The following is a 23,814-nucleotide window of genomic DNA, read 5'->3' as shown; positions in this document are numbered from 1 at the left end:
CCTGCACCTACGGCGGCTGCGGCCGGGAGCACCCTGCGCCCACCTGCCCGGAATGCCCCGGCCGGGTGACGATCATCGGGCGCCCAGATACCGGGACGATAGCGATCGTGCTGGCACTGCGGCCCGGCCCGTGCCACGATCGGTGACGTGTCCGATTCGTTGCTCACCCGCGATCGCGTGATCGACCTTTTCCTGGTCGTAACTTCCGCCTGTCGCTGAAGCGGTCTGCTCCGCCTTTCCAGGCTCTCATCGCGCGGTCCGACGAATCCATCCACTGATGCACGCCCCCGCCTCGGCAGGGTGTGCGCGTCGTGCCGTGCTCACCGCAAGACGAACTTGGAGACACGCATGAGCGCTGTGCGACAGCACCCGTCCAACGCCAACCAACTGTCCGCGTACACCCCGACCGAACCGGTTTCCGAGCCGGGCGTGGTGGAACTGCACCCCGGGCTCGACCTGCCGTTGCTGCACGACCTGATCCGCCCGGACCACCTTTTGTGGACGCCGCGCGAACTGCGCGACCTCACCAGCCTGGTCGCGTCCGAACTGACCGGCCCGCTGCTCGACGTCGTGCGCATCGACGACGAACAGCGCTGGTGGGCCAAGCTCGGCCTGACCGCGGGCGTCGAGTTGTGGCTGCTGTCGTGGGCACCCGGCCAGGGCACCCAACCGCACGACCACGGCGGCGCGTCCGGCTCATTCTCCGTGCTGTTCGGCGCGCTTCGGGAGGACTACCGGTATCCAGCGGGCCCGATCCGCACCATGCACCACGACGTCGGCTCGGGCGTCGGCTTCGGCAGCGGGCGCGCGCACCAGGTCCGCAACATCAGCTCGGTGAACTCGGCGAGCGTGCACGCATATTCGCCACCGCTGCTGCCGGTCCGCTATTACGCGGATCTGGCCGACGTGCCACCAGTCCCGCCGCAACGGCCGCACATTCCGCAAACGCCCGCGCCATACCCGAAGGAGCTCGGATGACCGCGATCCCGACCCAACGACAGGACAGCGTGACGGCCGGCCCGTTCGGCATCGAGCACCTGCTGACCGAATCGCGTGCGAAGCTGGCCCGGGTCTCCCCACAGGAAGCGCTCGCGTTGCAGCAGGAAGGCGGCCTGATCATCGACATCCGGCCACAGTCTGACCGGCTCGTCGAAGGCGAGATCCCGGGTGCGCTGACCGTGGAGCGGATCGTTCTGGAGTGGCGCCTGGACCCGGCCGGCGGCCACCGCCTGGACGGCCTGCACCCCGACCGCCCGGTCGTCCTGGTGTGCAACGAGGGCTACGCCTCCAGCCTCGCCGCCGCCCAGGCGAAGACCCTCGGCCTGTCCAAGGCCACCGACCTCGCCGGCGGCTTCCGGGCCTGGAAAGCAGCAGGCCTCCCGGTCACCACCGACGCCTGACGCCCGCACACCCACTGCGAGCAAGGGAACCTTCCTGCCACCCGTGACAGGAAGGTTCCCTTCCTCACGCCCGCCGCCGGGGCGGACCGATGAGGCGCAAGACGATTACCGGTACCGGGCCCACTGTGGACCGGGGAGCGACGAGCACGATCTACGCCCCGAGAGCCGGATGTGCCCCGAGCCGCCGGTGGCGGCAAACCGCGCAGCCACAAGAGTCGACTGTGGACGTTAAGCGAGATCAACGATCGCGGAATTCCCAGCGATGCCGACACGGAGTCGATCAAATCGCGCACCTCCCCTGACCTGGCAATGTGCAACCTCGCCAGCAGCGCGCAACCCCCGGTCAGGGCCAATGAGAACCTTCAGGTGCCACAGCGCCCGCCTGCGCTCCCGGCCAACGACCTGCCCAAACGGCACATCGAGCGCGGCCCGGTCCCGTACGCTTCCAACCTTGTGCGAGCTCAGAGTCTTTTGTTCCGCCCTTGGGTCGTGACCGCCGTCGTGGGCGCGGTAGCGGTAGCGGCCGTGGAGCTGGTCGCGGGCACCGGCCCGGTCGGCGCCGCCGTCGGCTGGCTCGGCGCCCTGGCCGGGGTGATCTTGCTGCCGATGGCTACCCAGCTGGGTTTGCTCGTGGGCTCGGTGGTTTTCGGGCTACGGGTCCGGCACGTGGTGTTCGGCGCAATGCGGGAGGTCGCGTCGTGGCAGATCGGCCGGGTGACCTTCACGATCCGCTGGCTGCCAGTCACGTTGCGCTCGCAGATCGGTCCGTGGCGTTCCCCGGTCATCCTGCGTTGCTGGCTGGCGGGCCTGCTGTCGGCGCTGGTCGGTGTCGCCGTCGTCGTGGTCGGCTGGTTGCTCGCCGACGGTCCGTTCGGCCGCTGTTTCGTGCTCGCCGCAACGCCGCTCATGCTCTACAAGTTGTGGCCGAGGCGGGTTCCGCTGACCACCTCGACCGGTTGGTTGCTCTTCTCGCTGCCGCGCATGCGCGACCCCGAACGCACCGATTTCCTGGCCGCACCGATGGCCGCCCGCGCTTACGAGGCCCTGCGCGAAGGTGCCATCGAGCGCGCGCAGACGCATGCCGATGAACTCGCCGCGAAGTACCCGGGTTTGAACGCCACGATCTCGTGCCAGGCCGCCGTGATGGAGTCCCGCGGCGAATACGCGCCGGGGGTTCTGCTGATGCTGAAGAACCTGGCGGAGAACGACGAACTCCCACCGCGCAAGATGTCCTACGTGCTGGCGGGCCTCGCGGGCCTCGGTTTCAAGGCAGTGGAGGCCGGTCAGCTGCCTGCGGAAACCTTGCTGCCGACCGCGAAGAAGGCACTCGACGACGCGATCCGGCTCGGCTTCCCGGAGTTCGAGCTCAGCGGTGCGAGCGGACTGCTCGCGCTGATCGAGGGCGAGGCGGACCGCGCCGTCCGCCTCGCCACGACCGGAGCCGCCTACAACCACTCACCGCTATCCCGCGCCGACGACCTCGTCACGCTCGCCCGCGCGCACATGGCTTGCCACGACAACGCCGCCGCGCGGGTCGCGTTGGCCAAGGCCGAGGAGCTGGCCCCGTGGTCGCCGAGGGTCGTCGAGACCCGCGAGCGGCTTTCCGTGGCATGATCGCGCCGCATCACTCCACCGAGAGCACCAGTTTCCCGGTTGTGCGGTTGGTTTCGCCGAGAGCGTGCGCTTTGGCCGCCTCCGCCAGCGGGAACACGCCCGCGATCGCCACGCGCAGTCGGCCGGATTCGACGAGTTCGGCGACGGCGCGCATGCCCGCCTGACCGCCCACGACGAGCATCAGCTCCACCCGCACTCCAAGCCGTTCTGCCTCGGCGGCAATCGCCTCCCGCCCGAACGGCAGGATGGAGACCAGGACGCCACCTCGCCTGAGGGTCCGCAGGGAACGGGCGCGGGTGTCGCCCGCGATGGGGTCCAGCACGACGTCGACATCGCTGACGACGTCCGCGAAATCGACCTCCCGGTAGTCGATCAGATCGTCGGCGCCCAGGCCTCGCAGGAATTCGTGCTTGCCCGCGCTGGCCGTCGCGATGCGTGCGCACCTCGCGCCTTGGCGATCTGCACGGCGAAGTGTCCGACCCCACCTGCGGCCGCGTGGATCAGGACGCGCTGCCCGGCCTGCAACTGCGCGGTCTCCACCAACGCCTGCCAGGCGGTCAGCGTGGCGAGCGGGATGGCGCCCGCTTGCACGTGGTCCACATTGGACGGCTTGGGCACGAATACCCGCCCCGGGCCGGTCACGTACTCGGCGTGCGAGCCCACGCCGTGCGGGTAGGGCAGCATCCCGAAGACCTCGTCACCGGGTTTGTGCAGGGTGACGCCGGTCCCGACCTCCTCGACGACGCCCGAGACGTCCCAGCCGAGGACGAACGGCGGCTTCCCGATGAACATCTCGTTGGCGCGGTGCTTCCAGTCGGTCGGGTTGAGCCCGGCGGCGCGCACCCGGATCAGCAGTTCGCTCAGGCCCGGAACGGGGCGTTCGAGCTGCACCTCCCGCAGCATCTGCACATCGTGCGCGCGGACCACGTCAGCGAGGTGGCCAACCAGGTGGCGCGGAAATGCGTTGTGCCGCCGTGGCGCGATGGCGGTCAGGCGCAGTACATCGAGCAGCCGGCCCCGAACCGTCCGAGAGCGGCACCGCGCCGACCAGGGATTGGGCCACCGCGAACCTCCACCTGCCGCTGACGCTGGTCGATCTCGCCGGGCACGCGCGGATGAGCGGCCGCACGTTCGCCCGCCGGTTCCGCGACGAGGTGGGGATCAGCCGCTCACCGGAAATCGTGGCTCTAACCAACCGGTAGAGCCCTCAGAGGTTCGCGCCCTTCGACTGGTTGCACTGGGCACACAGCAGTTGGAGGTTCTCCTCGGTCGAGCTGCCGCCGAGCGCGACCGGGATGATGTGGTCGTACTGGATCTCGAAGTCGGTGCCGCATTGGACGCACCGACCACCATCACGCTGGAACACCCGCATCTTGACCTCGCGCGGGATCGCCGGGCGGCGGCCGGGCGAGCGCGCGTCGGTGTTGAGCAGCAGGTGCGCGCGGTCCAGCCTGGCCTTCTCCTTGCGCCGCCGGTCCCTCACCAGGGCGACGACGTCCTGCGCCGAGTAACCACCCGACTCCCAGTAGAAGGAGCTCTCGAACCACCACCACGTCCGGCCGCCGGAGGACGCCACGCGCACCGGCCGGTTCAGCTGCTCGACGCGCATCCCGTCGAGCCGTCGCCGGTCGATGCGCGTCGGCGGGCAGCCGGTGCCGACGAAGAACCAGCGCCGGAGGAACAGGAATCCCCGGTCGTGGAAGAATTCGGCGTTGCCGTCGGGGCGGAGCTGCGTGCTGCTGGTGCCGCGGGGCCGGGCGAACGGGGGCGTCTTCGGCCACTGGCGCTGCCACAGGGACAGCCCCGCGACCACGACGAAGGCCAATGCCGCGAGCAGAACCAGGTTCAGCACCGAATCGACGAAGCCAGCCACTCGAACCCCCAGGTCGCCCGGCGGACCGCGAGGCCCGAAGCACCCGGGAAATTACCGTGCGCGACCGATTCAGCACCGGGAGTTCTTGATGACTCCTCTTCAAGATCACACAGATGGCCCAGATGCGTTCCGGGCCGCGGGAAATCGGGCGATCAGCGGGGTTCGGTGAGGCGCTCGACGGCTTTTCGGGCCGCCACCCGCAGATCCGCCGGCTTCGCGTCGCCGAGCATCATGCGGCGCAACTGCGGCACGGCCAGCGGCCAGCTGATCAAGCCGATCGACAGCAGGGCGAGCATCCCGGGCTCGAACTCGCCGGTCACGTTGCCGCTTTCCTGGGCACGGCGGACTGCTTCCGCTTGGTGCCGGTAGTGCTCGGCGCGTTCGGACTCGGCGACGACGCCGGTTTCGCCGCGCTCCAGGGCTTCCCACAGCAGCAGGCGCAGCACGTGCGGGTTCGCGACGTGGTAGTCGGTGAGGCGGTCGACGTAGCCGGGCAGGTCGTCGCCGCCCATCGGGATCTCGGCGGCCAGCTCGTCCATCGTTCGTTCCAGCACCGCCGAGAACAGCGCGTCCTTGCTGCCGAAGTAGGCGTAGATCAGTTGCTTGTTCGCCTGCGCCTGCTTGGCGATCCGGTCGACGCGCGCACCGGCGATGCCGTAAGCGGCGAACTCGGCGATCGCCGCCTCGAAGATCCGAGCTTTGGTGGCTTCGGCGCTGCGGGACACACCTGAACTGTACTCGCCGAACCAACCAATCAGTTGAAATCGAACAGGCCGGTCGAGACATAACCAACAGTTGATCGGTGTCTCGCCGGCCATAAACACGGAACCGCCGACCGAACACTCACGACCGCAAGGCGTAGCGGCCATAGCGATCAGCCTTGCGACGCTCGGCTTCATCTCCGCGCGGCAGCTGCCAAACCGTCAACGCGCACTCCTCAGCATAGCCCTGCCGCCCCGGCGCCGAGCACAGCAGCGGAGCCAACACCACGGCGAGCAACAGGGCAATCAGGCACGCAACTAAAGCGAGAAGCATATGTCGTCCCACGATCCAGTACACGACGTCGTCCCGAACCGCGGCCACCGCCGCAGCATCCGGCTCCACCCACCACACACCGAACCCCTGACTCCGATTGAATTTCGCCTCCGGAGTCAGTGATCCTTACTTGGAGTTATCCGAACAATTACTCGAACAAGTGGTGATTTTCGCAGGTCAGCAAGGCTATTTTCTGACTCATGCACGGAGTCAACACGGCCGGCCCCCGAAAGCCCGACTCCTCGGAGCCGAGCTCCGCGCACTTCGCGAGAAGGCCCAGCTAACCGTTCTCGACCTCGGAAAACTGCTCGACGTCGCACCAGCGACGGTATCCCGCTACGAACGCGGCGAGAGGACGCCCACTTCCGAGTACGTGGCCCGCGTCCTGGGAACACTTGGGGTCACCGGAGCCAGATATGCAGAGATCGTTGAATTCGCGAACACCGCGAGTGAGCCAAACCTGATCACGGATGGATCGAAGGGACTGCACCGCCACCTGATCGAGCTCAGCGAGTTCGACCGCGCCGCGAACCGAATCGTCCACGTCGCGCCATTGGTCATGCCCGGCCCGACGCAGACGCGCGCGTACACACGCGAAGTCATGGTCCCGCTGCCACGCGAGGAGCGCGATCTCCGAATCGAATTGCGGGTTGCGCGACGCAAAAGCGCTTGCAGAGTCACGAGAAATCGAGATCATCGTTGCCGAACGTGCTCTTCGAGACGCACTCGGAGGCCCACGCGTGATGGCCCAGCAGCTTCGCCATCTTGCAGAGGTCAGCGAACGCCCGAACATCACGACAGCCGGTCAAGTCCCGTGAGTGTTTTTGGGCGCCATAGCACCCGAAAACGCTCACGAGCCCAAGGGTCTTTCGCCACGGCCTGTGGCAATCACAGCCCGTCGAGGAGGCTGTTCACGACGTCCAGCAGTGACTGGCGGTCGTCCTGGACCCTGGCCAGCACCCGGAGGCCGTAGTACGTGCTGAGCACTTGGCGCGCCAGGGTTTCCACGTCGCGCTTCGGGTCGATCTCACCGGAACGTTGTCCTCGCGCGATGGTTCCGCACAGCGCTTCCTCCACCGCCGCGAAGTTCCGGCCCACCTCGACCTTCACGTCGGGGTCCGAGCTCGCGCGCTCGATGGCCGCATTAATGGCGAAGCAGCCCGGTCGGCCGTTGCCCGAGAGGTCGATGTCGATCGCGTTGGCCAGCAGTTCTCGCAGCCGGTCCTTGACCGGCCCCGGGGCTGTCAGGATCGCGATCTGCTCCGCGGTGCCCGTCTCGTAGTACTTGCGTAGGGCCTTTAGGTACAGCTGCCGCTTGTCGCCGAACGCGTTGTACAGGCTCGACGGGCCCAGTTCGGTTCGGTCGCTCAGGTCCCGGGTCGAGGTCGCCTCGTACCCGTTGCGCCAGAACGTGTCCATCGCGGCGTCGATGACGCGGGCATCGTCGAACTTCCTCGGCCTGGCCATGCCCACACCCTAGTCGTTTTGAAGCGATCGCACCGAAACTTGTCACGTTTTGAATCGATCGCTTCAAAATACTGCTATCGTCGGCCCCGGCAGTGATCACCGACTCGTTGGAGGGCCGTCCATGCCCCTCGCCGTCTACATCCTCGGCCTGGGCATCTTCACCCAGGGAACCTCGGAGTTCATGCTCTCGGGACTGCTTCCCGGCATGGCCGATCTCGGCGTTTCCATCCCGGACGCGGGCCTGCTGATCTCCGCGTTCGCCATCGGCATGGTCGTCGGCGCCCCGCTGCTGGCCATCGCCACGATGCGCTGGCCGCGCCGGAGAGCGTTGGTCGCGCTGCAGATCGTCTTCATCGGCGCGCACGTGCTGGGCGCGCTGGCACCCGGGTACTGGGTGCTGTTCGCCACCCGCATCGTGGGCGCGCTCTGCTACGCAGGTTTCTGGGGCGTCGCGGTCGCCACCGGAGTCGGCCTCGTGCCGGAGAACGCCCGGAGCAGGGCCGTTGCGATCATCGCGGGCGGGCTCACCCTCGCCACCATCGTCGGAGTGCCGGCGGGCACCGTCCTCAGCCAGCTCGCGGGCTGGCGGTCGGTGTTCTGGGCAGTCGCCGTCCTCACCGCGGTGAGCCTCGCGTGCTCCCTGTTCACCGTCCGCGCCGATGCGGAGACCTCGGAGCAGCCCCGTAACGTCGCCGCCGAGCTGCGCGCCATGGCCCGGCCCCAACTGTGGTTGTCGTTCGCGATCACCTCGTCGGCCTTCGGCTCGGTCATCGTCACCTTCAGCTACCTCGCCCCGGTGCTGACGGGCGTGACCGGGCTACCCGAGGGGTGGGTTCCCGCCGAGCTGGCGCTGTTCGGGCTGGGCGGCCTGGCCGGCTTGACGATCGGCGGACGCACCGCGCAGGCTCATCCGATCCGCACCCTGATCTTCGGCCTGGGCACCCTGGTGGTCGCCTCCGCCCTGCTCGCCGTGACCACGGGCAACCCGATCATCACCACGGTGCTCGTCTTCGTCCTGGGCGTCGGCGGGTTCGTCACCAATCCCGCCCTGCAGTCGCGGGTGTTCGCGATCGCGCCGGGTGCCCCGACGCTGGTCGGAGCCGCCAACACCTCGGCGTTCAACATCGGCAACACGCTCGCTCCGATGCTCGGCGGCATGGCCATCAGCGCCGGGTTCGGCTTCGCTTCGGTGGCCTGGGTGGGCGCCGCGATCGGCGCAGTCGGTCTCCTCGCCACGGTGTGGGCCGGCTACCTCCAGCACCGGCGCCAGGCCGGCGCCCACCACCCGACGACCGGCGGTTCGAAGCGGACGGAACTCCCTTCCCGCACAGCGGGGTGAACTCCAACCGCACACGTCCATCCGCCTGCATTCCCGGCTTACGGACCGCTGCCGTGTCACCGACTCCAGCCGGCCGAGTCGGGACCGGGCATCGGTTACGGGCCGGCCACGGCGGGTGGGGTGGCCGGCACACCTTGGCCGCGGTGCTGCCGATCGCGGTGGTGGCGCGGCGGTGACGGGTCAGCTCGCGAGGACGACCTTGCCGAGTTCGGCGGGACCGGACAGCAGCGGATGCCGGGGCAGGACCCGGACGGTGTAGCCCGCGGGGCCCGCGTGCGGCAGCGTCACCGACGCTTCGTAGTGGCCGCCTTCCGCCGGGTGCATCGACTCGGTGACGAAGTCGTGCAGCACGTCGGAGTCGTCCACGCGCCCCACCACCACCTCGACGTCCACATCGGACGGATCGAGCCCGGCCAGGTCGACCCGCGCCCGCACCGTGACCTGCCCGCCGAGCAGCGGGGTGCCGCCGTCGTCGACGGACATCTCGGCGTCGCCGATCCGCACCCACGTCCAGGCCGCCTGCAACCGGGCGCGGTAGTCGGCGATCTCTCGCGCCCCGCGGTAGTCATCCGCCGTGACGGCCCGCGCCGACCGCGCCGCCGGCATGTAGTGGTTGTCGACGTACTCGCGGATCATCCGCGACGCCTGCACACGCGGCCCCAGCGTCGCCAGGGTGTGCCGCACCATCGACATCCACTTGCCGGGCACACCGTCCGTGTTGCGCTCGTAGAACATCGGGGCCACGTGGTCGGAGATCAGCTCGTACAGGGCCGCGGATTCCAGGTCGTCGCGCCGGTTCGGGTCACCGACCCCGTCGGCGTTCGGGATGGCCCAGCCGTTGTGGCTGTCGAACATCTCGTCCCACCAGCCGTCCCGCACCGACAGGTTCAGGGCACCGTTGAGCGCCGCCTTCATCCCCGAGGTGCCGCACGCCTCCAGCGGGCGCACGGGATTGTTCAGCCACACGTCGCAACCGGATACTAGGTACTTGGCCAGCGACATGTCATAGTCCGGCAGGAACGCGATGCGGTGCCGCACATCGGCCTGATCGGCGAAGCGCACGATCTGCTGGATCATCGCCTTGCCGCCCTCGTCGGCGGGGTGCGACTTCCCGGCAACCACGATCTGCACCGGGCGGTCCGCGTCGAGCAGCAGCTCCCGCAGCCGCTCGGTGTCGCGCAGCATCAGCGTGGCCCGCTTGTAGGTCGGCACCCGGCGGGCGAAACCGATGGTGAGCACGTCCGGGTCGAAAACCCTGTCGCACCAATTGAGTTCCAGGTCCGAGGCGCCACGCCGCAGCCACGCGGCACGCAGCCTGCGACGCACCTCGTCCACCAGGCGTTGGCGCAGCGAGCAGCGCAGTTCCCACAGCAGCGAGTCGCTGACCGGCTCGATGCCGCGCAGCCCGGCACCGCTGTCCATTTCGGACTCGCCGAGCAGTTTGCCCAGTTCCCGTGCCGACCAGGTCGGCCCGTGCACGCCGTTGGTGACCGAGCGGATCGGGATCTCCTCGGTGCCGAAGCCCGGCCACAGGTTGCGGAACATCTTGCGGATGACCTTGCCGTGCAGCTCGGAAACACCGTTGGCGCGCTGCGCGAGCCGCAGCCCCATGTGGGCCATGTTGAACATGCCCGGGTTGTCCTCGGCGCCCAGCGCGAGCACCCGGTCCGTGGGCACGCGGGGCAGCAGCGCCTGCTCGGAGCCGTCGCCGAAGTAGAGCCTGACCAGGTCGACCGGGAAACGGTCGATCCCGGCCGGGACCGGGGTGTGCGTGGTGAACACCGTCCCGGCCCGCACCGCGGCCACCGCCTGGTCGAACTTCAGGCCCGGCGATTCCAGCAGCTCGCGGGTCCGCTCCAGGCCCAGGAACCCGGCGTGGCCCTCGTTGGTGTGGAACACCTCGGGCTGCGGGTGGCCGGTCAGCTCGCAGTAGGCGCGGACCGCGCGCATGCCGCCGATCCCGGCGAGGATCTCCTGGCGGATCCGGTGCTCGGCGTCGCCGCCGTAGAGCCGGTCGGTGGTGCCGCGCAGGTCGTCGTCGTTCTCCGGCAGGTCACTGTCGAGCAGCAGCAACGGAACCCGCCCGACCTGCGCCTTCCAGATCCGGGCGTGCAGGGTGCGGCCGGCGGGCATCGCGACCCGCACCTGCAGGGGCCGCCCCGACGGCTCGGCCAGCATCTCCAGCGGCAGGCCGCGCGGATCCAGCACCGGGTAGTGCTCGACCTGCCAGCCCTCCGCGGACAGCGACTGCCGGAAGTACCCGGACCGGTACAGCAGCCCGACCCCGATCATCGGAACGCCCAGATCGGAGGCCGACTTCAGGTGGTCGCCGGCCAGCACCCCGAGTCCGCCGGAGTAGTTCGGCAGGGCCTCGGTGAGGCCGAACTCCATCGAGAAGTAGGCGATCGACACGGGCAGCCCGGCGTCCTCGTCCTGCCGCTGCTGGTACCAGCGCGGCACCGCCAGGTACCGGCGCAGGTCGTCGTCGACGGCCCGGGTGCGAGCCAGGAAGTCCTGGTCACCGGCCAGCTGCCGCAGCCGCTCGGCGGGCACCTCGGCGAGCAGCCGCAGCGGATCCGCACCCACCGACGACCACACCTGCGGGTCGACCGCCGCGAACAGGTCCTGGGTCGGCGGATGCCAGGCCCAGCGGAGGTTGGTCGCCAGCGTGCCGAGCGCGCTCAACGGCTCGGGCAGGTGGGCGCGCACGGTGAAGCGGTGGGCTGCTCTCACAGCAGCGGACAATATCTTGGAACGCGGCGGCCCGTTCGCGGACGTGCCAGCCCCGCCGCCGCTCGTGGCCGATGGGAAGCTTGGCTGCGTGCGCGCGATTGGACTGGTGGCGTTGGTGAGCTTGCTGATCGCCGGCGCTTGCGCGGCGACACCACCGCAACCGGCCCCTGTGGCCGATCACACGGTCGCCCCGTCGTTCGTGCACGGCACCGATCAAGGCGACACCGACCGGCTCGCGGCCACGATCGTCACCGACGTCCAGCGGTACTGGGCAGCGCAGTACCCGGCGGTGTTCGGCGCGCCCTGGCGGGACCTCGACGGCGGCTTCTTCTCGGTCGACACCAACGGCACCGGCGCCCCGCCGCCCTGCGCGGCCGATGTGAAGGACATCGAAGGCAACGCGTACTACTGCGCCACGGTCGACGCCATTGCCTGGGACCGCGCAGCGCTGGTCCCGGTCCTGCGAGAGCACTACGGCGACGCATCGGTTGCTGTGGTGCTCGCGCACGAGATCGGCCACGCGGTGCAGCGACGGACCGGACTGGATGCCGATGGCGCTCCGATAAGTCTCGAAGCGATGGCGGACTGCTATTCGGGCTCGTTCATCCGCTGGGTCGTGGACGGTCACGCCGAGCACCTGCGCATCAACCCCGGGCAACTGGACCGCGCGATGCGCGCGCTCATCATCTTCCGCGACCCGGTGAGCACGAACAGCACCGACGCCCACGGCACCGCCTTCGACCGCATTTCGGCCTTCCAGAGCGGATTTCTCGAGGGCGCGCGACGCTGCGCCGACGTGACCGGAACATCGCTGGCGGAACCAACACCGGACGATCCGAACAAACCGCTGGACGACGTCCTGCGCACCGATCGCATCTCCGGCTACTTCGGCGCTCTCGTCACGCAGCGCGGCGGGCGGTGGACCCCGCCTGCCGTCCGCTCCGCGCCCGGATGTCCCGAAACGACTGGCCCTGCGCAGTTCTGCGCACAGCCTCCGACCATCGTCCTCGACCGAGCAGCGCTGACCGAGCCGCATCGCAGTATCGGCGACCAGGCCGTCACCACGCTGCTCGCCTCCCGATTCGCGCTGACCGCCCTCACCGAACTCGGCCGCCCCACCACCGGAGCCGAAGCGGGCAAGCAGATCGCCTGCCTCACCGGCGCTTACACGGCTGCGCAACCCGCGCTGTCGGCGGGCGACCTCGACGAAGCCGTCACGATCACACTCGAATCCGACGACGTCTCCCGCGACGCGCACGGCGCGAATTCGCTGACGGGATTCGACCGGATCGCGGCCTTGCGCACCGGAGCTATCGGCGGCGCGGCATCCTGCGGCTGATCAGGACTTCGCGTCGTAGGCGGCGCGCGCCCGGATGATCCCGGGCCGGTGGCGCTCCTTACGGGCGGTGTCCTGGCGCTGACGGGCGACCTCCTGGTGGAGCTTTGCCGCCTGCATCAAGAGCCTGAGCTCCCGGCCGGGAACTTCCTGCCACCACCCGCAGCCGTGCGAGAGCAAGGGAACCTTCCTGTCATCCACCCGCAGCCGTGCGAGAGCAAGGGAACCTTCCTGTCATCCGGCCGCAGCCGTGCGAGAGCAAGGGAACCTTCCTGTCATCCGGCCGCAGCCGTGCGAGAGCAAGGGAACCTTCCTGTCATCCGGCCGACCCCGGATCCGGCCAGATCGCACGTGGGGTCGATCTCGCAACCGATAGGCTGCTTCGGGCATCGGGCGGCTCAGGGCCGGCTCGGTGGCAGGAGGACTTCGGTCAGCAGGATGGGGCGCGGCAGTGGTACCGGTATCGACAAGAAGCCGACGGCGGAAGCGGATCCTCGGTACCGCTGTCTCGGTGCTCGCATGCATCGCCCTCGTCGGCGGGTGCTCGCAGGTGGTCAGCGGCACCCCGACGACGCTCGGCGGCTATTCGACCACCGAAGTCGCCGGCCTGCCCGCCAGCAACGGTCCCAGCGGTCCCAAGGGCGGCGCGCCGGAGTCGTCGTTACCGGTGGAGGGCACCGACAACGGCGCGATGGACAAGCTCGCGCGCAACGCGGTCGCCGACATCGACACCTACTGGACCGAGACCTTCCCGAAGGCTTTCCCCGGCAAGCGCTTCGAGCCGGTCAAGCGGTTGGTGTCCTACGACTCGAGCGGCCCCGGCATCCAACTTTGCGGGGAGAACACCGCCGGAGTGGTCAACGCGTTCTACTGCCCACCGGAGGACTTCATCGCGTGGGACCGCAGCACCCTGCTCCCGGAGCTCAACAACAGCTTCGGGCCGATGGCCGTGGTGACGGTGCTCGCGCACGAGATGGGGCACGCCGTGCAGCACCGCGCTGGCACGGCCACCTCGAACGACCAGGTGATCGTGCTGGAGCAGCAGGCGGACTGCTTCACCGGCGCGTACTTCCGGCACGTCGCCGAGGGATCCTCGAAGTACTTCCAGGTTTCCACCGGCGAAGGCCTCAACCAGGTCATGGGCGTGCTGAACTTCATCCGGGACTCCCCGGGTGATTCCGACTTCCGGGACGGAAGCGCGCACGGATCCGCGTTCGACCGGGTCACGGCGTTCCAGTTCGGCTTCAGCGAGGGCCCGCAGCGCTGCGCCAAGATGGACTTCGGCGACGTCCAGAAGCGCACCACGCTCTTCCAGGCGTGGAAGCCGATCCAGAAGCAGGACACTGATCTCCCGGTGGACCAGAAGAGCCTCAACGCGGTGGAGCAGAGCCTGCGCACGGTGTTCCGCGACACCGGCGCCGAGCCGCCCAAGATCGTCAAAGAGCTGAAGCCGTGCGGTCGCGAGCAGGCCACCTCACCTGCGTCCTACTGCCCGAGCACGAACACGATCTCGTTGGACATTCCCGCCCTGCAGAAGATCGCCCGACCGCCGAGCAAGAGCGGGGACACCAGTGGCTACGGCGATTTCGCCGCATACGCCCAGGTGGCGTCCAGGTATGCGCTGTCGGTGCAGAAGGCCGCGGGCCTGCCGCTGGACGACGAGGCCGCCGGCCTGCGCACCGCCTGCATGGTCGGTTCGTGGAGCGGGCTGCTGGTCGAGGACCCGATCGGGCAGCGCAACCCCGTCGGCAACCTGCGGATCGTGCCGGACGACATCGACGAGGGAGTGTCGGCGCTGCTCGGCGAGGACAGCCTGATCGCGGCGAACGTCCACGGCGACCAGGTGCCCGTCGGGTTCGCGCGGGTGGAGGCTTTCCGGGTCGGCGTCCAGGAAGGATTTGCCCCGTGCAGCACCAAGTACGGCGGCTGAGCTGACGGAACCTGCGGTGTCGTCCCGGATTACCGGGGCGACACCGCTTTTCTTTACACGGAATTCGTGACAGGGCCGACAGGCCGGGCAGGCCGTGCTCGGCGAACCGGCCCCGCCAACAGCGCACTGTGTCCAGATGCAGCCCCGTCTCACGGGAGACGCGCGCATTGGAGCGTCCGCGTGCCGCGTGCAGCACGACCTGCGCGCGCACCCGCAGCCGGTACTCGGTCTTATAGCCGTAGGCCATCGTCTTCAGCCGCTTGCGTTCGGCAGCGGTCAAGGTTACCGGGCGGGCCGGGGCAACGGGCATCAGGAGAGGGCCGATCGAGAAGGAGTGGATCACTGACAGCCCGTATCCTGCCGTACCCCCACCCCACGGCCCATCAGAGAGGATGGCCGACATGCCCACACCTTCGGAGTCCACCCGGCTCTCGCTCGAACAGCGCCTTGGCGAGCACGCCCGCACCGCCTGGCCGCAGATCAGGCGGCTGCATGTCCGCCACCGCGGAGCCTTCGCCTACGTGGAGGCCGAACGTGCAGACGGCGAACGGGTCAAGCTGATGCGCCTGCGCTACGGCGGAACCGCCAGCAGGTGGGGCTTCGCCCTCTACTACGCCAGCAGCGACCGCTACGAGGACTCCCTCCTGCCCACCGGCGGCATCGCCGGCACCCCCGAAAACGCCCTCGACTGCGCCTGCCGGCTCCACCTCGCCGCACCCGACATCTGACCGGGCGACACGCACAACACCGGACCTGAAGTCAACCCCCGAAGGATTTCTGAAACGGACCACTAAGGGCCTCAAGCCAGCACGGCGCGGAGGCAGCCCTCACTCGGAAAGGAAGGAGCGGCGATTTCCCGCGAAATCGCCGCTCCCCATGCGTCCTGGGCTCAGAACAGGGCGCTGGCGAGCGCCCTGCGGGCCGCCACGACCCGGTCGTCGCCCTCCGGGAAGACCTCGAACATCTCGATCAGGTGCTGGCGGATCCGGTCCCGGTCGTCGCCGGAGGTGCGCTTGATCGCGCGGATCAGCCGGTCGAAGCCCTCCGCAACCCGGCCGACGGCGACCTCCGCGTCGGCGGCGGCGAGCTGGGCGTCGATGTCCTCCGGGGCCGCGTCGGCGCGCTCGATCGCGGCCGGGTCGGCCTGCTCGGCGCGCGCCGTGAAGCGGACCTGCGACAGCGCCGCCTTGGCCTGCTCGTTGTTCGGCTCGGAGGCGAGGATCTGCTGGTAGGCGGCCTCGGCGGCGGCGTAGTCACCGCGCTCCAGCGCGTCCTCGGCGGCGGTGAACCGCGGGTCCTCGGGCTCCTCGGCGGCCGGCTCGACGCCCTCTTCGGCGGCGCGGATGCCGGGCATCTGGTCGCGCAGGGCGTTCAGCAGCGAGTCGATCCACTGGCGGATCTGCGGTTCCGGGAGGGCGCCGGCGAAGGCGTCCACCGGCTGCCCACCGGCGACGGCGATCACCATGGGCACCGACTGCACCTGGAACAGCTGCGCGATGCGCGGGTTCGCGTCGACGTCGATCTTGGCCAGCACCCAGGCGCCGTTGGCCTCCCGGGCGAGTCGTTCGAGCACCGGGGAGAGCTGCTTGCACGGACCGCACCAGGTCGCCCAGAGGTCGACAACCACGGGCACCTGCATGGACTTCTCGACGACCTCGGCCTGGAAGGTGGCCTCGGTCACGTCGATCACCGCAGTGGTCGCCGGCGCCGCACCGCTTTCGCCGTTGGCTGCAGGTGCCTGGCGGGCGGCCCTGGAGGTTGCTTCGGCCCGGTTCTTCAGGGCCGACAGGTCGACTGCGCCCGCCATCGCGGCGGACATAGCTGCTGCGTTCTGGCGTGGATCCGGCCTCGTCACGCCTCCATCCTGACATGTCCCACCAGCCGCGTGGCAGCTGGGCGGTGAATGTTCCGCGACCCACGACGCCGAGCAACCAAAATCGACACTCCGACAAAGTCCCTAGATCAAACCGAAGCAGTTAACAGATGTCGCTCGAGCGGATGGCAGGGCCGATTCACTCCTAAGGTTCGGCGGATCTGATCGCCGAAGGGAAAAGTGGAGCCCGCGAGGGACGGTTGCTTTCTCGCGGGTCTGCGGGGCCTCCAAATGGGGGACCTTCAGCCAGTTGTTCAACGAGAGGTACGAAACAGTGCGTATTGCTACCCGTGTTGCGGGTGTCGCCGGTGCCGCCACCCTCGGCGTCCTGACCCTCGGCAGCGCCGCGTTCGCGGACAGCGCCGACAACGACGGCGTCAACGCGGCTAACGACAACAACATCAGCGCCGCCCCGGTGCAGCTGTGCGGCAACAACGTCGGCGCCCTGATCGGCGTCGTCGTGCCGATCCTGTCGCCGCAGGTCAACAACTGCGTCAACGCGCCGGTCGTCGACCACCCGAAGGCCGGGCTCTGACCCCAGCAACACCGGACCGGGGGCGGCCGCGAAGCCGCCCCCGGTCTCTTGCTGCGCCTACTCCCCGCGCAGGTGCTCCTCGACCCGGCGCACCTTCGCGTGCAGCTGATCGGTGTGCCCGGGACGGATGTCGGCCTTGAGCACGAGGCTGGTGCGCGGCGCGTTGGCCGACGCGGCCTCGGTGGCACGCTTCACCACGTCCATCACCTCGTCCCACTCTCCCTCGATTGTGGTGAACATCGAGGTCGTCTCGTGCGGCAGACCAGACTCCCGCACCACCTTGACCGCGGCCGCGACCGCTTCGCTGACACTGTCCCCGACCCCGCTCGGGGCCACGCTGAACGCAACCAGCACGTCTGCTCCTCCATTCCGTCCGCACCGCCGTCCGACGGTCGACCCGATCATGTCCAACGCTGCGGCGGTTCCGCTGATTTCGGCCGCTGCTGCACCACAGCGGTGAACTCGCCGGTAACCGCTGCTAGCGTCGAACACCATGAGCACCCGTAGCCCACTGCCCTTCGACCCCATCGCTCGCGCGGCCGAGATCTGGGCCGACCGGGTAGGCCCGTCGACGACGATGGCCGCAGTGACGAGCGTGATGCGGGTCCAGCAGATCCTCCAATCGGCGGTCGACAGCGCGTTGCGACCGCACAACCTGACGTTCGCCCGCTACGAGGCGCTGGTGCTACTGACCTTCTCGCGGCGCGGCAGCCTCCCGATGCGCGTCATGGGCGACCGGCTCCAGCTGCACCCGACCAGCGTCACCAACATCGTCGACCGACTGGAGCAGGACAGTCTGGTCCGGCGGGTGCCGCATCCCACGGACCGGCGCACCACCCTGGTGGAGATCACCGAGGACGGCCGGGACCTGATGAAGAAGGCGACCGAGTCGGTCACCGAGATCGACTTCGGGTTGCGCGGCATCACCGAGCGGCAGACCCAGCAGCTCACCGAACTGCTCGGCAAGGTGCGGCACGCGGCCGGGGACTTCTGAGTCAGTTCAACTCGCGCAGCGCGTACCGGACCCGGCCCCAGAACGTCGGCTCGTCCGAATCCGATTCGGCCAGCAGCCCGCGACGGTTCGCCCAGCGCTCGAACCACACCGACGCCAGCGGCGGGATCGACGCCACCAGTGCCAGGACGAGCACCCCGAACCGCCAGCGCAGCGGGCTGAACACGACGAGGCAGGTCACCACGTAGGCGGTGAACACCAGCCCGTGGACCCAGCCCATGACCGTCACGCCGAGCGGCTGCTGCAGGCCGTACTTGAACGCCATCGCCACCAGCAGACCGACCCACGAGAACGCCTCGGCGATCGCCACCGCCCGGAACCATCCGGCATACGTACGCGGCACGTCAAACCCACTTCCGTTCCAACGGCAATCCCCTGCGAGTGTGCCGGGTGTCGTCGATCACACCGACCCCGGTCCGTTATGGACGGGTCTGGTCGTCGACCCAGGCCAGGTAGTCGGGGTTGCCGCCGATGATCGGCGTGGCGATGATCTCCGGCACGTCGTAGCTGTGATTGGCCCGGAGGTGCTCGACCAGCGCGGCGAGCCGCCCGGCGGAGGTCTTGACCTGCAGCTGCCATTCGGCGTCGTCCTGCGCCGCGCCCTCCCACACGTAGAAGCTGCGGATGGGCACGACCTGCACGCACGCCCCCAGCCGCGCCTCGACGACGCCGCGAGCCAGCTCGGCGGCCGCCTGCTCCGAGTCGGTGGTGGTCACGACCTGCACATGATCAGCCATGGGCCCAGAGTAGCCATCACCCGCCGCGGAGCCGATGACAGGAAGGTTCCCTTGCTCGCACGCACCCGCTTGGCGGCAGGAGGTTTTCTTGCTCCTCGCCTCGCCGCTCGGCGAAGCTTGGGAACCTTCCTGTCATCCCACCCGAAGCGGACCGGTGCCGGGCGCGAGCATGGGAACCTTCCTGTCACTTCGGGTCAGCAGCGGGCTCCCCGGAGGACGTTCGCTTCGGTGTTCAGATAGTTGTTCTGGTAGTCGAACCTCGGGGTGTCGGAGAACAGCAGCCAGTAGTACTTCGTCGCGTAGTCCACAGCGGACGGGATCACCCCGAGCCGGTCCTGCACTGTGTTGAACGCGTCGTGGTTGGCGCGGCCCTCCGCGACCCGGCCGGACTCGCCGAGCAGGCCGGCGTAAAACGAGGCAAGCACGCTCTACTCGCCGAACAGCGCATACCCGTCCGACAGGACTCGTAGTAAGAGTCCCCCGGCGGGCCGATGGTGGCCTGGCGGTTGCGCCATTCGCCGGTCTCGGCGTGGATGTCGTGCGGCAGCAACCCGAGTTCGGTGCGCTTGTCGTAGACGGTCCACTCCGAGATGACGCCGAACTCCGCGATGTAGGTGCCGTCCTCGACGATGTTGGTCTCCGGGCGGCTGACCGCGCCGGTCGCCAGGTTCACGTGTTCGCCAGTGCAGTGGCACGCGGCGGCGAGCCCGCCGACCATCCGGATGTTGGTCTCGAACAGCTGGAACGGCGCATCGACGTCGAAGCTCAGGTTGTCCTTGATCCGCTGCACGGCCTGCTGGACTTCCGCGTCGGCGCCCATCAGCCACAGCGTGTCAACCGCAGCATGGGAACCTTCCTGTCATCTTCCGGCCGGGTGGGCGCGGCGCTGGACGGGGTTCGGCGGGCGTGAGGATGGGAACCTTCCTGTCACCTCCGGCCCCGGATCGCGGCGGTGGGCGGTGGTCCGATCGGCGGATGTTCCGGGGCCAGGTGCACGCAGAATCCCCCGGCGCCATTGACAGGCGTCGGCGGGCCGCGATCCAATACCGCTTGTCATGACAACGTTGTCTGAATTCGGGAACGTCCGGCGCGCCACGATGAACGATGTGGCGCGGCTGGCGGGCGTGAGCATCAAGACCGTTTCGCGGGTCGTCAACGCCGAGAGCGGCGTGCATCCGGCGACCGCGGAGCGGGTGCTGGCCGCCATCGACCAGCTCGGGTTCCGCCGCAACCTCAGCGCCCGCAACCTCCGCCGGGGCACCGGGACCGGCACGCTGGGCCTGGTGCTGGAGGACCTGGCGAACCCGTTCTACTCGGTGCTGACCCGCGCGGTCGAGGAAGTCGCGCGGGTGCAGGGCAAGCAGGTGCTGACCGGTTCGTCCGATGAGGACCCGGCTCGGGAACGCGAGCTGGTGCTGGAGTTCTGCGCCCGCCGGGTCGACGGGCTGCTCGTGATTCCCGCCGGTCACCAGCACGGGTACATCGCGCACGAGATCAACGCCGGGACGCCAGTGGTGTTCGTGGACCGGCCGCCGGGCAACCTCGACGCCGACACCGTGTTGATCGACAACGCCGGCGGCACCGCGCTCGCCGCGCGCCACCTGGCCGCACACGGGCACCGGGAGATCGCGTTCCTGGGCGACGCCCCGGAAATCCACACGGCCACCGAACGGTTGCGCGGTTTCCGGGAAGGTTGCGCGCAGGCCGGGGTGCCGTTCTCTCCCGACCTGGTCCTGATGGGCCCGCACACCGACGAGTCGGTGGCGCAGGCATTGCGGTCCACGTTGCGTCGCGCGACCGCGCTGGTGACCGGCAACAACCGGATCACCATCCACGCCCTGCGGGCGCTGGCCGGTCAGCCGTCGCGCCCGGCGCTCGTCGGCTTCGACGACTTCGAGCTCGCCGACCTCCTCGATCCGCCGATCAGCGTGATCACCCACGACACGTGGGCGCTGGGGCGGTCGGCGGCGGAGTTGCTGTTCGCGCGGTTGGGCGGCGACCGCACCCCACCACGTCGCATGGTCGTTCCCACTCGCCTGCTGGCAAGAGGTTCCGGAGAGGTAACACGTTGAGTACTGTCCACAATGATCAGACCGGTCCGGCGTCCGCGATCGCCCTGCCGTCCAACCAGCCCCGCCAGTTCTACCGGGGCGGTGCGTCGATCGCCGCGCTGCGCGGCGGAGGCGACGACCAGAAGTTCGGCCCGGAGGACTGGGTCGCATCCACCACGACGCGCTTCGGCCAGGCCGATTCGGGCCTGTCGCGCCTGCCGGACGGGCGTTGGCTGCGGGACGCGGTGACCGCCGACCCCGACTTGTGGTTGGGGAGCGAGCACGTGGCGGCCTTCGGCGACAGCACCGCGCTGCTGGTCAAGCTGTTGGACGCGGGGCAACGGCTGCCGGTGCACTGCCATCCTTCGGACGCCTTCGCCCGGCAGCACCTGGGTTCCCGGTTCGGCAAGACCGAGGCGTGGATCGTGATCGGCACCTCCGGCGCGAACCCGGTGGTGTACTTGGGTTTCCGCGATGACGTCGCGCCGGAGGTGGTCGCCGAGTGGGTGGGCACCCAGGATTCCTCGGCGATGCTCGGTTCGCTCAACGAGATCCGCGTACGGTCAGGCGACACCGTGCACGTTCCCGCTGGCACGCCGCACGCCATCGGCGAGGGCGTGTTCATCGTCGAGTTGCAGCAGCCGACGGACTTCTCGATCACGCTGGAGTGGCAGGGGTTCCTGGCCGATGCCGAGGGCGCGTTCCTCGGTCTGGACCAGCGGACCGCGCTCGAGACCCTCAACCGATCCGGTTTCAACGACTCGGTCCTGAATTCGCTGATCAAGCGCACCGCGGACGAGGTCGCCCCGCGTGTTCCGCTGCTGGCCGAGGACGCCGCCCCGTTCTTCCGCGCCGACCGGCTGCACGGCACCGTCGAGCTCGAACCGTCCTTCGGCGTGCTCGTCGTGCTGGACGGCAGCGGGAAGTTGCGCTCCGGCGGCGTCGACCTGCCGCTGCACCGCGGCAGCACCGCCGTCGTCCCGCATTCCGCCGGGGCCGCCCAGCTCGAAGGAGACCTCACCGTCGTGCACTGCCGCCCGCCGGGAGCCGGGAGCCCGAGATGACCGAACCGCTGCTGGAGGGTCGCGATCTGGTCAAGCGGTACGGGAGCGTGGAGGCGCTGCGCGGCGCGTCGTTCACAGTTCGTCCGGGCGAGGTCGTCGCCCTCGTCGGGGACAACGGTGCGGGCAAGTCGACGCTGGTGAAATGCCTTTCCGGGGTGGAGCGGCCGGATTCGGGGCAGATCCTGGTCTCCGGCAAGCCGGTGACGCTCGACTCCCCCGCCGCTGCCCGGGCGCACGGCATCGAGACCGCCTACCAGGACCTCGCGGTGGCGCCGGACCTCGACCCGGCCGCGAACCTGTTCCTGGGCCGGGAGATCCGGCGGCCCGGGCTGCTCGGTCGGCTCGGCATGCTGGACGAGGCGAAGATGCGTACGCAGGCCGCGGAGCAGTTCGCCAGGTTCGGGGTGTCGCTGCAAGACCTTTCGGTTCCGATCGGCTCGTTGTCCGGTGGGCAGCGGCAGAGCGTCGCCGTGGCGCGCTCGGTCGCATGGGCGGACAAGCTCGTGTTCATGGACGAACCCACCGCCGCGCTGGGTGTCGTGCAGCGCGAACGCGTGCTGGACGTGATCCGCCGGGTCCGCGACACCGGCATCTCGGTGGTGCTGATCAGCCACAACATGCCGGAGGTCCTGTCGGTCTCGGATCGCGTCGAGGTGTTGCGCCTCGGCTGCCGGGTGGCGCGGTTCAGCGCCGCGGAGGCGACCTTGGAAGACCTGGTCGGCGCCATGACCGGTGCACTGTCGCAGGAGGACGGGAGCTGATGCCCACCGAGCAGAGAACTCAGAAATCCGCTGCGGACGAAGATGTGGCCGCGCCCGCCAAGAGCCTCGGCGCGCGGCTGACCGCCTCGAACACGCTGTGGACGGGCTTGGTGCTTGTCGCCCTGTGCGTGCTGTTCAGCGCGATCCGCCCGGACGCCTTCCCCACCCTGTTCAACGTGCAGAACCTGCTGGTGCAGGCGGCACCGCTGCTGATGCTCGCCGTCGGCATGACCTTCGTGATCATCACCTCCGGCATCGACCTGTCGGTGGGTTCGGTGCTGGTGTTCGCCGGCGTCGTGTCCGCGATGACCATGGAATGGCTCAGCGGCGGCGACGCCACGGACGCCGGTTGGGGCGTGATCTTGATCGGCCTGCTGGTCGCGCTGGTCGGCGGCGCGCTGTGGGGCCTGCTCAACGGGCTGCTCGTGGCCGTCGCCCGGGTCCCGGCGCTGATCGTCACGCTCGGCTCGTTCGGCGCGGCACTCGGTGCCGCCCAACTGCTCACCAACGGCATCGACGTGCGCACCGTGCCCGGTGCGCTGCGGAAGACCCTCGGCACCGGCACGTCGTTCGTCGTGGTGCCGAACCTCGTGATCCTCGCGGCGGTGATCACGCTGCTGGCGCTCTGGCTGCTGCACACCACGGCATTCGGCCGCTACACCTACGCGATCGGCTCGAACGCCGAGGCCGCCCGCCGCAGCGGCATCAGGGTCACCCGCCACCTGGTCGCCATCTACACCTTGACCGGGGTGCTGGCCGGTCTGGCCGGGTTCATGTCGCTGGCCTACTTCGGCACCACCACGATCAGCGGCCACAGCAACGACAACCTGAACGCGATCGCGGCCGTCGTGCTGGGCGGGACCAGCCTGTTCGGCGGCATCGGCACCGTGGTCGGCAGCGTCATCGGCGTGTTCATCCCGGCGGTGCTCGACGCCGGGTTCGTGATGGCCGGGGTGCGGCCGTTCTGGCAACCGATCGCGGTCGGCGCGGTCCTGGTCGCCGCGGTGTGGCTGGACCAGCGCAGACGGCGGGCGCGAAACAGCCGCTGACCTCT

General features: G+C 69.2%; 28 protein-coding genes and 3 pseudogenes. 16 read left to right on the top strand and 15 right to left on the bottom strand.

The genetic code is table 11. The features are described from left to right. Positions 1-348: 348 nt before the first annotated feature. The 3 genes from DL519_RS36900 (at position 349) to DL519_RS36890 (ending at position 3,014) form a co-directional block, all read left to right on the top strand. Complete coding sequence (locus tag DL519_RS36900; protein ID WP_223839990.1) at positions 349-978, top strand: cysteine dioxygenase; 630 nt, start codon at positions 349-351, stop codon at positions 976-978. After that, positions 975-1,400 (top strand): rhodanese-like domain-containing protein, encoded by a 426-nt coding sequence (locus DL519_RS36895; protein ID WP_190821723.1) that lies wholly within the window; start codon positions 975-977, stop codon positions 1,398-1,400. Before DL519_RS36900 ends, DL519_RS36895 begins: the two co-directional genes overlap by 4 nt. Positions 1,401-1,889: 489 nt before the next feature. Further along, positions 1,890-3,014 (top strand): hypothetical protein, encoded by a 1,125-nt coding sequence (locus DL519_RS36890; RefSeq protein ID WP_223839989.1) that lies wholly within the window; start codon positions 1,890-1,892, stop codon positions 3,012-3,014. Positions 3,015-3,024: 10 nt separating this feature from the next. On the opposite strand, the gene DL519_RS49550 is transcribed toward DL519_RS36890, so the two are convergent. Together DL519_RS49550 and DL519_RS49545 are read right to left on the bottom strand one after the other, a co-directional pair. Then, positions 3,025-3,387, bottom strand: a complete 363-nt coding sequence (locus DL519_RS49550) for a zinc-binding dehydrogenase (RefSeq protein ID WP_317891447.1) — start codon at positions 3,385-3,387, stop codon at positions 3,025-3,027. Then, positions 3,387-3,917: an NADP-dependent oxidoreductase gene (locus tag DL519_RS49545; protein ID WP_317891419.1), complete on the bottom strand. Its 531-nt coding sequence runs from the start codon at positions 3,915-3,917 to the stop codon at positions 3,387-3,389. Before DL519_RS49545 ends, DL519_RS49550 begins: the two co-directional genes overlap by 1 nt. Between DL519_RS49545 and DL519_RS36880 the strand changes: the two are divergent. After that, a pseudogene (locus tag DL519_RS36880) lies at positions 3,918-4,180 on the top strand (AraC family transcriptional regulator); the annotation flags it as partial. Between the two features lie 41 nt (positions 4,181-4,221). Here the strand turns inward: DL519_RS36880 and DL519_RS47770 are convergent. The 3 genes from DL519_RS47770 to DL519_RS36865 form a co-directional block, all read right to left on the bottom strand. Then, the gene (locus tag DL519_RS47770) at positions 4,222-4,887 is read right to left on the bottom strand and encodes an HNH endonuclease (RefSeq protein ID WP_223839988.1); all 666 of its coding nucleotides are present in this window, start codon (positions 4,885-4,887) and stop codon (positions 4,222-4,224) included. A gap of 152 nt (positions 4,888-5,039) precedes the next feature. Next, positions 5,040-5,612 carry a TetR family transcriptional regulator gene (locus tag DL519_RS36870; protein ID WP_190821722.1) on the bottom strand — a complete coding sequence of 191 codons (573 nt, stop codon included), beginning with the start codon at positions 5,610-5,612 and terminating at the stop codon, positions 5,040-5,042. Between the two features lie 118 nt (positions 5,613-5,730). Further along, the gene (locus DL519_RS36865; protein WP_190821720.1) at positions 5,731-5,946 is read right to left on the bottom strand and encodes a hypothetical protein; all 216 of its coding nucleotides are present in this window, start codon (positions 5,944-5,946) and stop codon (positions 5,731-5,733) included. A 136-nt stretch (positions 5,947-6,082) separates the two neighbouring features. On the opposite strand from DL519_RS36865, the pseudogene DL519_RS50540 reads away from it, so the two are divergent. Beyond that, positions 6,083-6,535: pseudogene (locus DL519_RS50540) on the top strand (Scr1 family TA system antitoxin-like transcriptional regulator); the annotation flags it as partial. 37 nt (positions 6,536-6,572) lie between these two features. Beyond that, positions 6,573-6,740, top strand: a complete 168-nt coding sequence (locus DL519_RS50535; RefSeq protein ID WP_397545011.1) for a Scr1 family TA system antitoxin-like transcriptional regulator — start codon at positions 6,573-6,575, stop codon at positions 6,738-6,740. Between the two features lie 70 nt (positions 6,741-6,810). On the opposite strand, the gene DL519_RS36855 is transcribed toward DL519_RS50535, so the two are convergent. Beyond that, a complete protein-coding gene (locus DL519_RS36855; RefSeq protein ID WP_190821716.1) occupies positions 6,811-7,389 on the bottom strand; it encodes a TetR/AcrR family transcriptional regulator in 579 nt (192 codons plus the stop codon). A gap of 121 nt (positions 7,390-7,510) precedes the next feature. Between DL519_RS36855 and DL519_RS36850 the strand changes: the two genes are divergently transcribed. Further along, positions 7,511-8,728 carry a Cmx/CmrA family chloramphenicol efflux MFS transporter gene (locus DL519_RS36850; protein WP_190821714.1) on the top strand — a complete coding sequence of 406 codons (1,218 nt, stop codon included), beginning with the start codon at positions 7,511-7,513 and terminating at the stop codon, positions 8,726-8,728. A 180-nt stretch (positions 8,729-8,908) separates the two neighbouring features. On the opposite strand, the gene glgP is transcribed toward DL519_RS36850, so the two are convergent. Next, positions 8,909-11,461, bottom strand: a complete 2,553-nt coding sequence (gene glgP / locus DL519_RS36845) for an alpha-glucan family phosphorylase (protein WP_190821712.1) — start codon at positions 11,459-11,461, stop codon at positions 8,909-8,911. A gap of 88 nt (positions 11,462-11,549) precedes the next feature. Between glgP and DL519_RS36840 the strand changes: the two genes are divergently transcribed. Then, positions 11,550-12,800, top strand: coding sequence for a neutral zinc metallopeptidase (locus DL519_RS36840; RefSeq protein ID WP_223839987.1), 1,251 nt, complete (start codon positions 11,550-11,552; stop codon positions 12,798-12,800). On the opposite strand, the gene DL519_RS36835 is transcribed toward DL519_RS36840, so the two are convergent. Further along, positions 12,801-12,977 (bottom strand): hypothetical protein, encoded by a 177-nt coding sequence (locus DL519_RS36835; protein ID WP_190821708.1) that lies wholly within the window; start codon positions 12,975-12,977, stop codon positions 12,801-12,803. A 331-nt stretch (positions 12,978-13,308) separates the two neighbouring features. On the opposite strand from DL519_RS36835, the gene DL519_RS36830 reads away from it, so the two are divergent. Beyond that, positions 13,309-14,727 (top strand): neutral zinc metallopeptidase, encoded by a 1,419-nt coding sequence (locus tag DL519_RS36830; protein ID WP_223839986.1) that lies wholly within the window; start codon positions 13,309-13,311, stop codon positions 14,725-14,727. Between the two features lie 58 nt (positions 14,728-14,785). On the opposite strand, the pseudogene DL519_RS50530 reads toward DL519_RS36830, so the two are convergent. After that, positions 14,786-14,974, bottom strand: a pseudogene (locus DL519_RS50530) (helix-turn-helix domain-containing protein); the annotation flags it as partial. A gap of 154 nt (positions 14,975-15,128) precedes the next feature. Here DL519_RS50530 and DL519_RS36820 point away from each other — a divergent pair. Continuing rightward, a complete protein-coding gene (locus DL519_RS36820) occupies positions 15,129-15,455 on the top strand; it encodes a hypothetical protein (RefSeq protein ID WP_190821706.1) in 327 nt (108 codons plus the stop codon). 161 nt (positions 15,456-15,616) lie between these two features. On the opposite strand, the gene DL519_RS36815 is transcribed toward DL519_RS36820, so the two are convergent. Beyond that, on the bottom strand, positions 15,617-16,534 hold the full coding sequence (locus DL519_RS36815; protein WP_190824439.1) for a tetratricopeptide repeat protein: 918 nt from the start codon (positions 16,532-16,534) through the stop codon (positions 15,617-15,619). 340 nt (positions 16,535-16,874) lie between these two features. Here DL519_RS36815 and DL519_RS36810 point away from each other — a divergent pair, with 340 nt between their 5' ends. Beyond that, entirely contained in the window at positions 16,875-17,135 is a 261-nt protein-coding gene (locus DL519_RS36810) for a hypothetical protein (RefSeq protein ID WP_190821704.1), read from the top strand. A gap of 57 nt (positions 17,136-17,192) precedes the next feature. On the opposite strand, the gene DL519_RS36805 is transcribed toward DL519_RS36810, so the two are convergent. Beyond that, on the bottom strand, positions 17,193-17,489 hold the full coding sequence (locus DL519_RS36805; RefSeq protein ID WP_190821701.1) for an MTH1187 family thiamine-binding protein: 297 nt from the start codon (positions 17,487-17,489) through the stop codon (positions 17,193-17,195). Between the two features lie 139 nt (positions 17,490-17,628). Between DL519_RS36805 and DL519_RS36800 the strand changes: the two genes are divergently transcribed. Further along, the gene (locus DL519_RS36800) at positions 17,629-18,129 is read left to right on the top strand and encodes a MarR family winged helix-turn-helix transcriptional regulator (protein WP_168585084.1); all 501 of its coding nucleotides are present in this window, start codon (positions 17,629-17,631) and stop codon (positions 18,127-18,129) included. Position 18,130: 1 nt separating this feature from the next. On the opposite strand, the gene DL519_RS36795 is transcribed toward DL519_RS36800, so the two are convergent. The 4 genes from DL519_RS36795 to DL519_RS36785 form a co-directional block, all read right to left on the bottom strand. Then, on the bottom strand, positions 18,131-18,490 hold the full coding sequence (locus DL519_RS36795; protein ID WP_263399761.1) for a DUF3817 domain-containing protein: 360 nt from the start codon (positions 18,488-18,490) through the stop codon (positions 18,131-18,133). 76 nt (positions 18,491-18,566) lie between these two features. Next, a complete protein-coding gene (cutA, locus tag DL519_RS36790) occupies positions 18,567-18,884 on the bottom strand; it encodes a divalent-cation tolerance protein CutA (RefSeq protein WP_190821699.1) in 318 nt (105 codons plus the stop codon). Positions 18,885-19,078: 194 nt separating this feature from the next. Then, positions 19,079-19,207 carry a glycoside hydrolase family 47 protein gene (locus tag DL519_RS47765; protein WP_223839985.1) on the bottom strand — a complete coding sequence of 43 codons (129 nt, stop codon included), beginning with the start codon at positions 19,205-19,207 and terminating at the stop codon, positions 19,079-19,081. Next, positions 19,204-19,704, bottom strand: a complete 501-nt coding sequence (locus DL519_RS36785; RefSeq protein WP_263399760.1) for a glycoside hydrolase family 47 protein — start codon at positions 19,702-19,704, stop codon at positions 19,204-19,206. Before DL519_RS36785 ends, DL519_RS47765 begins: the two co-directional genes overlap by 4 nt. Before the next feature lie 277 nt (positions 19,705-19,981). On the opposite strand from DL519_RS36785, the gene DL519_RS36780 reads away from it, so the two are divergent. From DL519_RS36780 to DL519_RS36765, 4 genes are read left to right on the top strand one after another with little or no spacing between them, the layout of a single operon-like run. Then, positions 19,982-20,956 (top strand): LacI family DNA-binding transcriptional regulator, encoded by a 975-nt coding sequence (locus DL519_RS36780; protein ID WP_190824437.1) that lies wholly within the window; start codon positions 19,982-19,984, stop codon positions 20,954-20,956. Further along, positions 20,953-21,999, top strand: coding sequence for a class I mannose-6-phosphate isomerase (locus DL519_RS36775; protein WP_223839984.1), 1,047 nt, complete (start codon positions 20,953-20,955; stop codon positions 21,997-21,999). Before DL519_RS36780 ends, DL519_RS36775 begins: the two co-directional genes overlap by 4 nt. Then, positions 21,996-22,760, top strand: a complete 765-nt coding sequence (locus DL519_RS36770; RefSeq protein WP_190821697.1) for an ATP-binding cassette domain-containing protein — start codon at positions 21,996-21,998, stop codon at positions 22,758-22,760. The genes DL519_RS36775 and DL519_RS36770 overlap by 4 nt, the downstream gene beginning before the upstream one ends. Beyond that, on the top strand, positions 22,760-23,809 hold the full coding sequence (locus tag DL519_RS36765) for an ABC transporter permease (RefSeq protein ID WP_190821695.1): 1,050 nt from the start codon (positions 22,760-22,762) through the stop codon (positions 23,807-23,809). The genes DL519_RS36770 and DL519_RS36765 overlap by 1 nt, the downstream gene beginning before the upstream one ends. The last annotated feature ends 5 nt before the right edge of the window (positions 23,810-23,814 follow it).

The organism is Saccharopolyspora pogona (genome assembly GCF_014697215.1).
Lineage (GTDB): Bacteria > Actinomycetota > Actinomycetes > Mycobacteriales > Pseudonocardiaceae > Saccharopolyspora > Saccharopolyspora hattusasensis.
Note: the sequence above shows the minus strand (reverse complement) of the source record. Positions and strands in the feature narration are given on the sequence as shown.

Excerpts from the sequence above, each read along its gene's own strand:
- DL519_RS36900 (WP_223839990.1), top strand. The coding sequence starts at position 349 with ATGAGCGCTGTGCGACAGCACCCGTCCAACGCCAACCAACTGTCCGCG.
- DL519_RS36895 (WP_190821723.1), top strand. The coding sequence starts at position 975 with ATGACCGCGATCCCGACCCAACGACAGGACAGCGTGACGGCCGGCCCG.
- DL519_RS49545 (WP_317891419.1), bottom strand. The coding sequence starts at position 3,917 with ATGCTGCGGGAGGTGCAGCTCGAACGCCCCGTTCCGGGCCTGAGCGAA.
- DL519_RS36855 (WP_190821716.1), bottom strand. The coding sequence starts at position 7,389 with ATGGCCAGGCCGAGGAAGTTCGACGATGCCCGCGTCATCGACGCCGCG.
- DL519_RS36850 (WP_190821714.1), top strand. The coding sequence starts at position 7,511 with ATGCCCCTCGCCGTCTACATCCTCGGCCTGGGCATCTTCACCCAGGGA.
- DL519_RS36820 (WP_190821706.1), top strand. The coding sequence starts at position 15,129 with ATGCCCACACCTTCGGAGTCCACCCGGCTCTCGCTCGAACAGCGCCTT.
- DL519_RS36815 (WP_190824439.1), bottom strand. The coding sequence starts at position 16,534 with ATGGCGGGCGCAGTCGACCTGTCGGCCCTGAAGAACCGGGCCGAAGCA.
- DL519_RS36800 (WP_168585084.1), top strand. The coding sequence starts at position 17,629 with ATGAGCACCCGTAGCCCACTGCCCTTCGACCCCATCGCTCGCGCGGCC.
- cutA (WP_190821699.1), bottom strand. The coding sequence starts at position 18,884 with ATGGCTGATCATGTGCAGGTCGTGACCACCACCGACTCGGAGCAGGCG.
- DL519_RS36785 (WP_263399760.1), bottom strand. The coding sequence starts at position 19,704 with ATGGGCGCCGACGCGGAAGTCCAGCAGGCCGTGCAGCGGATCAAGGAC.
- DL519_RS36780 (WP_190824437.1), top strand. The coding sequence starts at position 19,982 with ATGAACGATGTGGCGCGGCTGGCGGGCGTGAGCATCAAGACCGTTTCG.
- DL519_RS36770 (WP_190821697.1), top strand. The coding sequence starts at position 21,996 with ATGACCGAACCGCTGCTGGAGGGTCGCGATCTGGTCAAGCGGTACGGG.
- DL519_RS36765 (WP_190821695.1), top strand. The coding sequence starts at position 22,760 with ATGCCCACCGAGCAGAGAACTCAGAAATCCGCTGCGGACGAAGATGTG.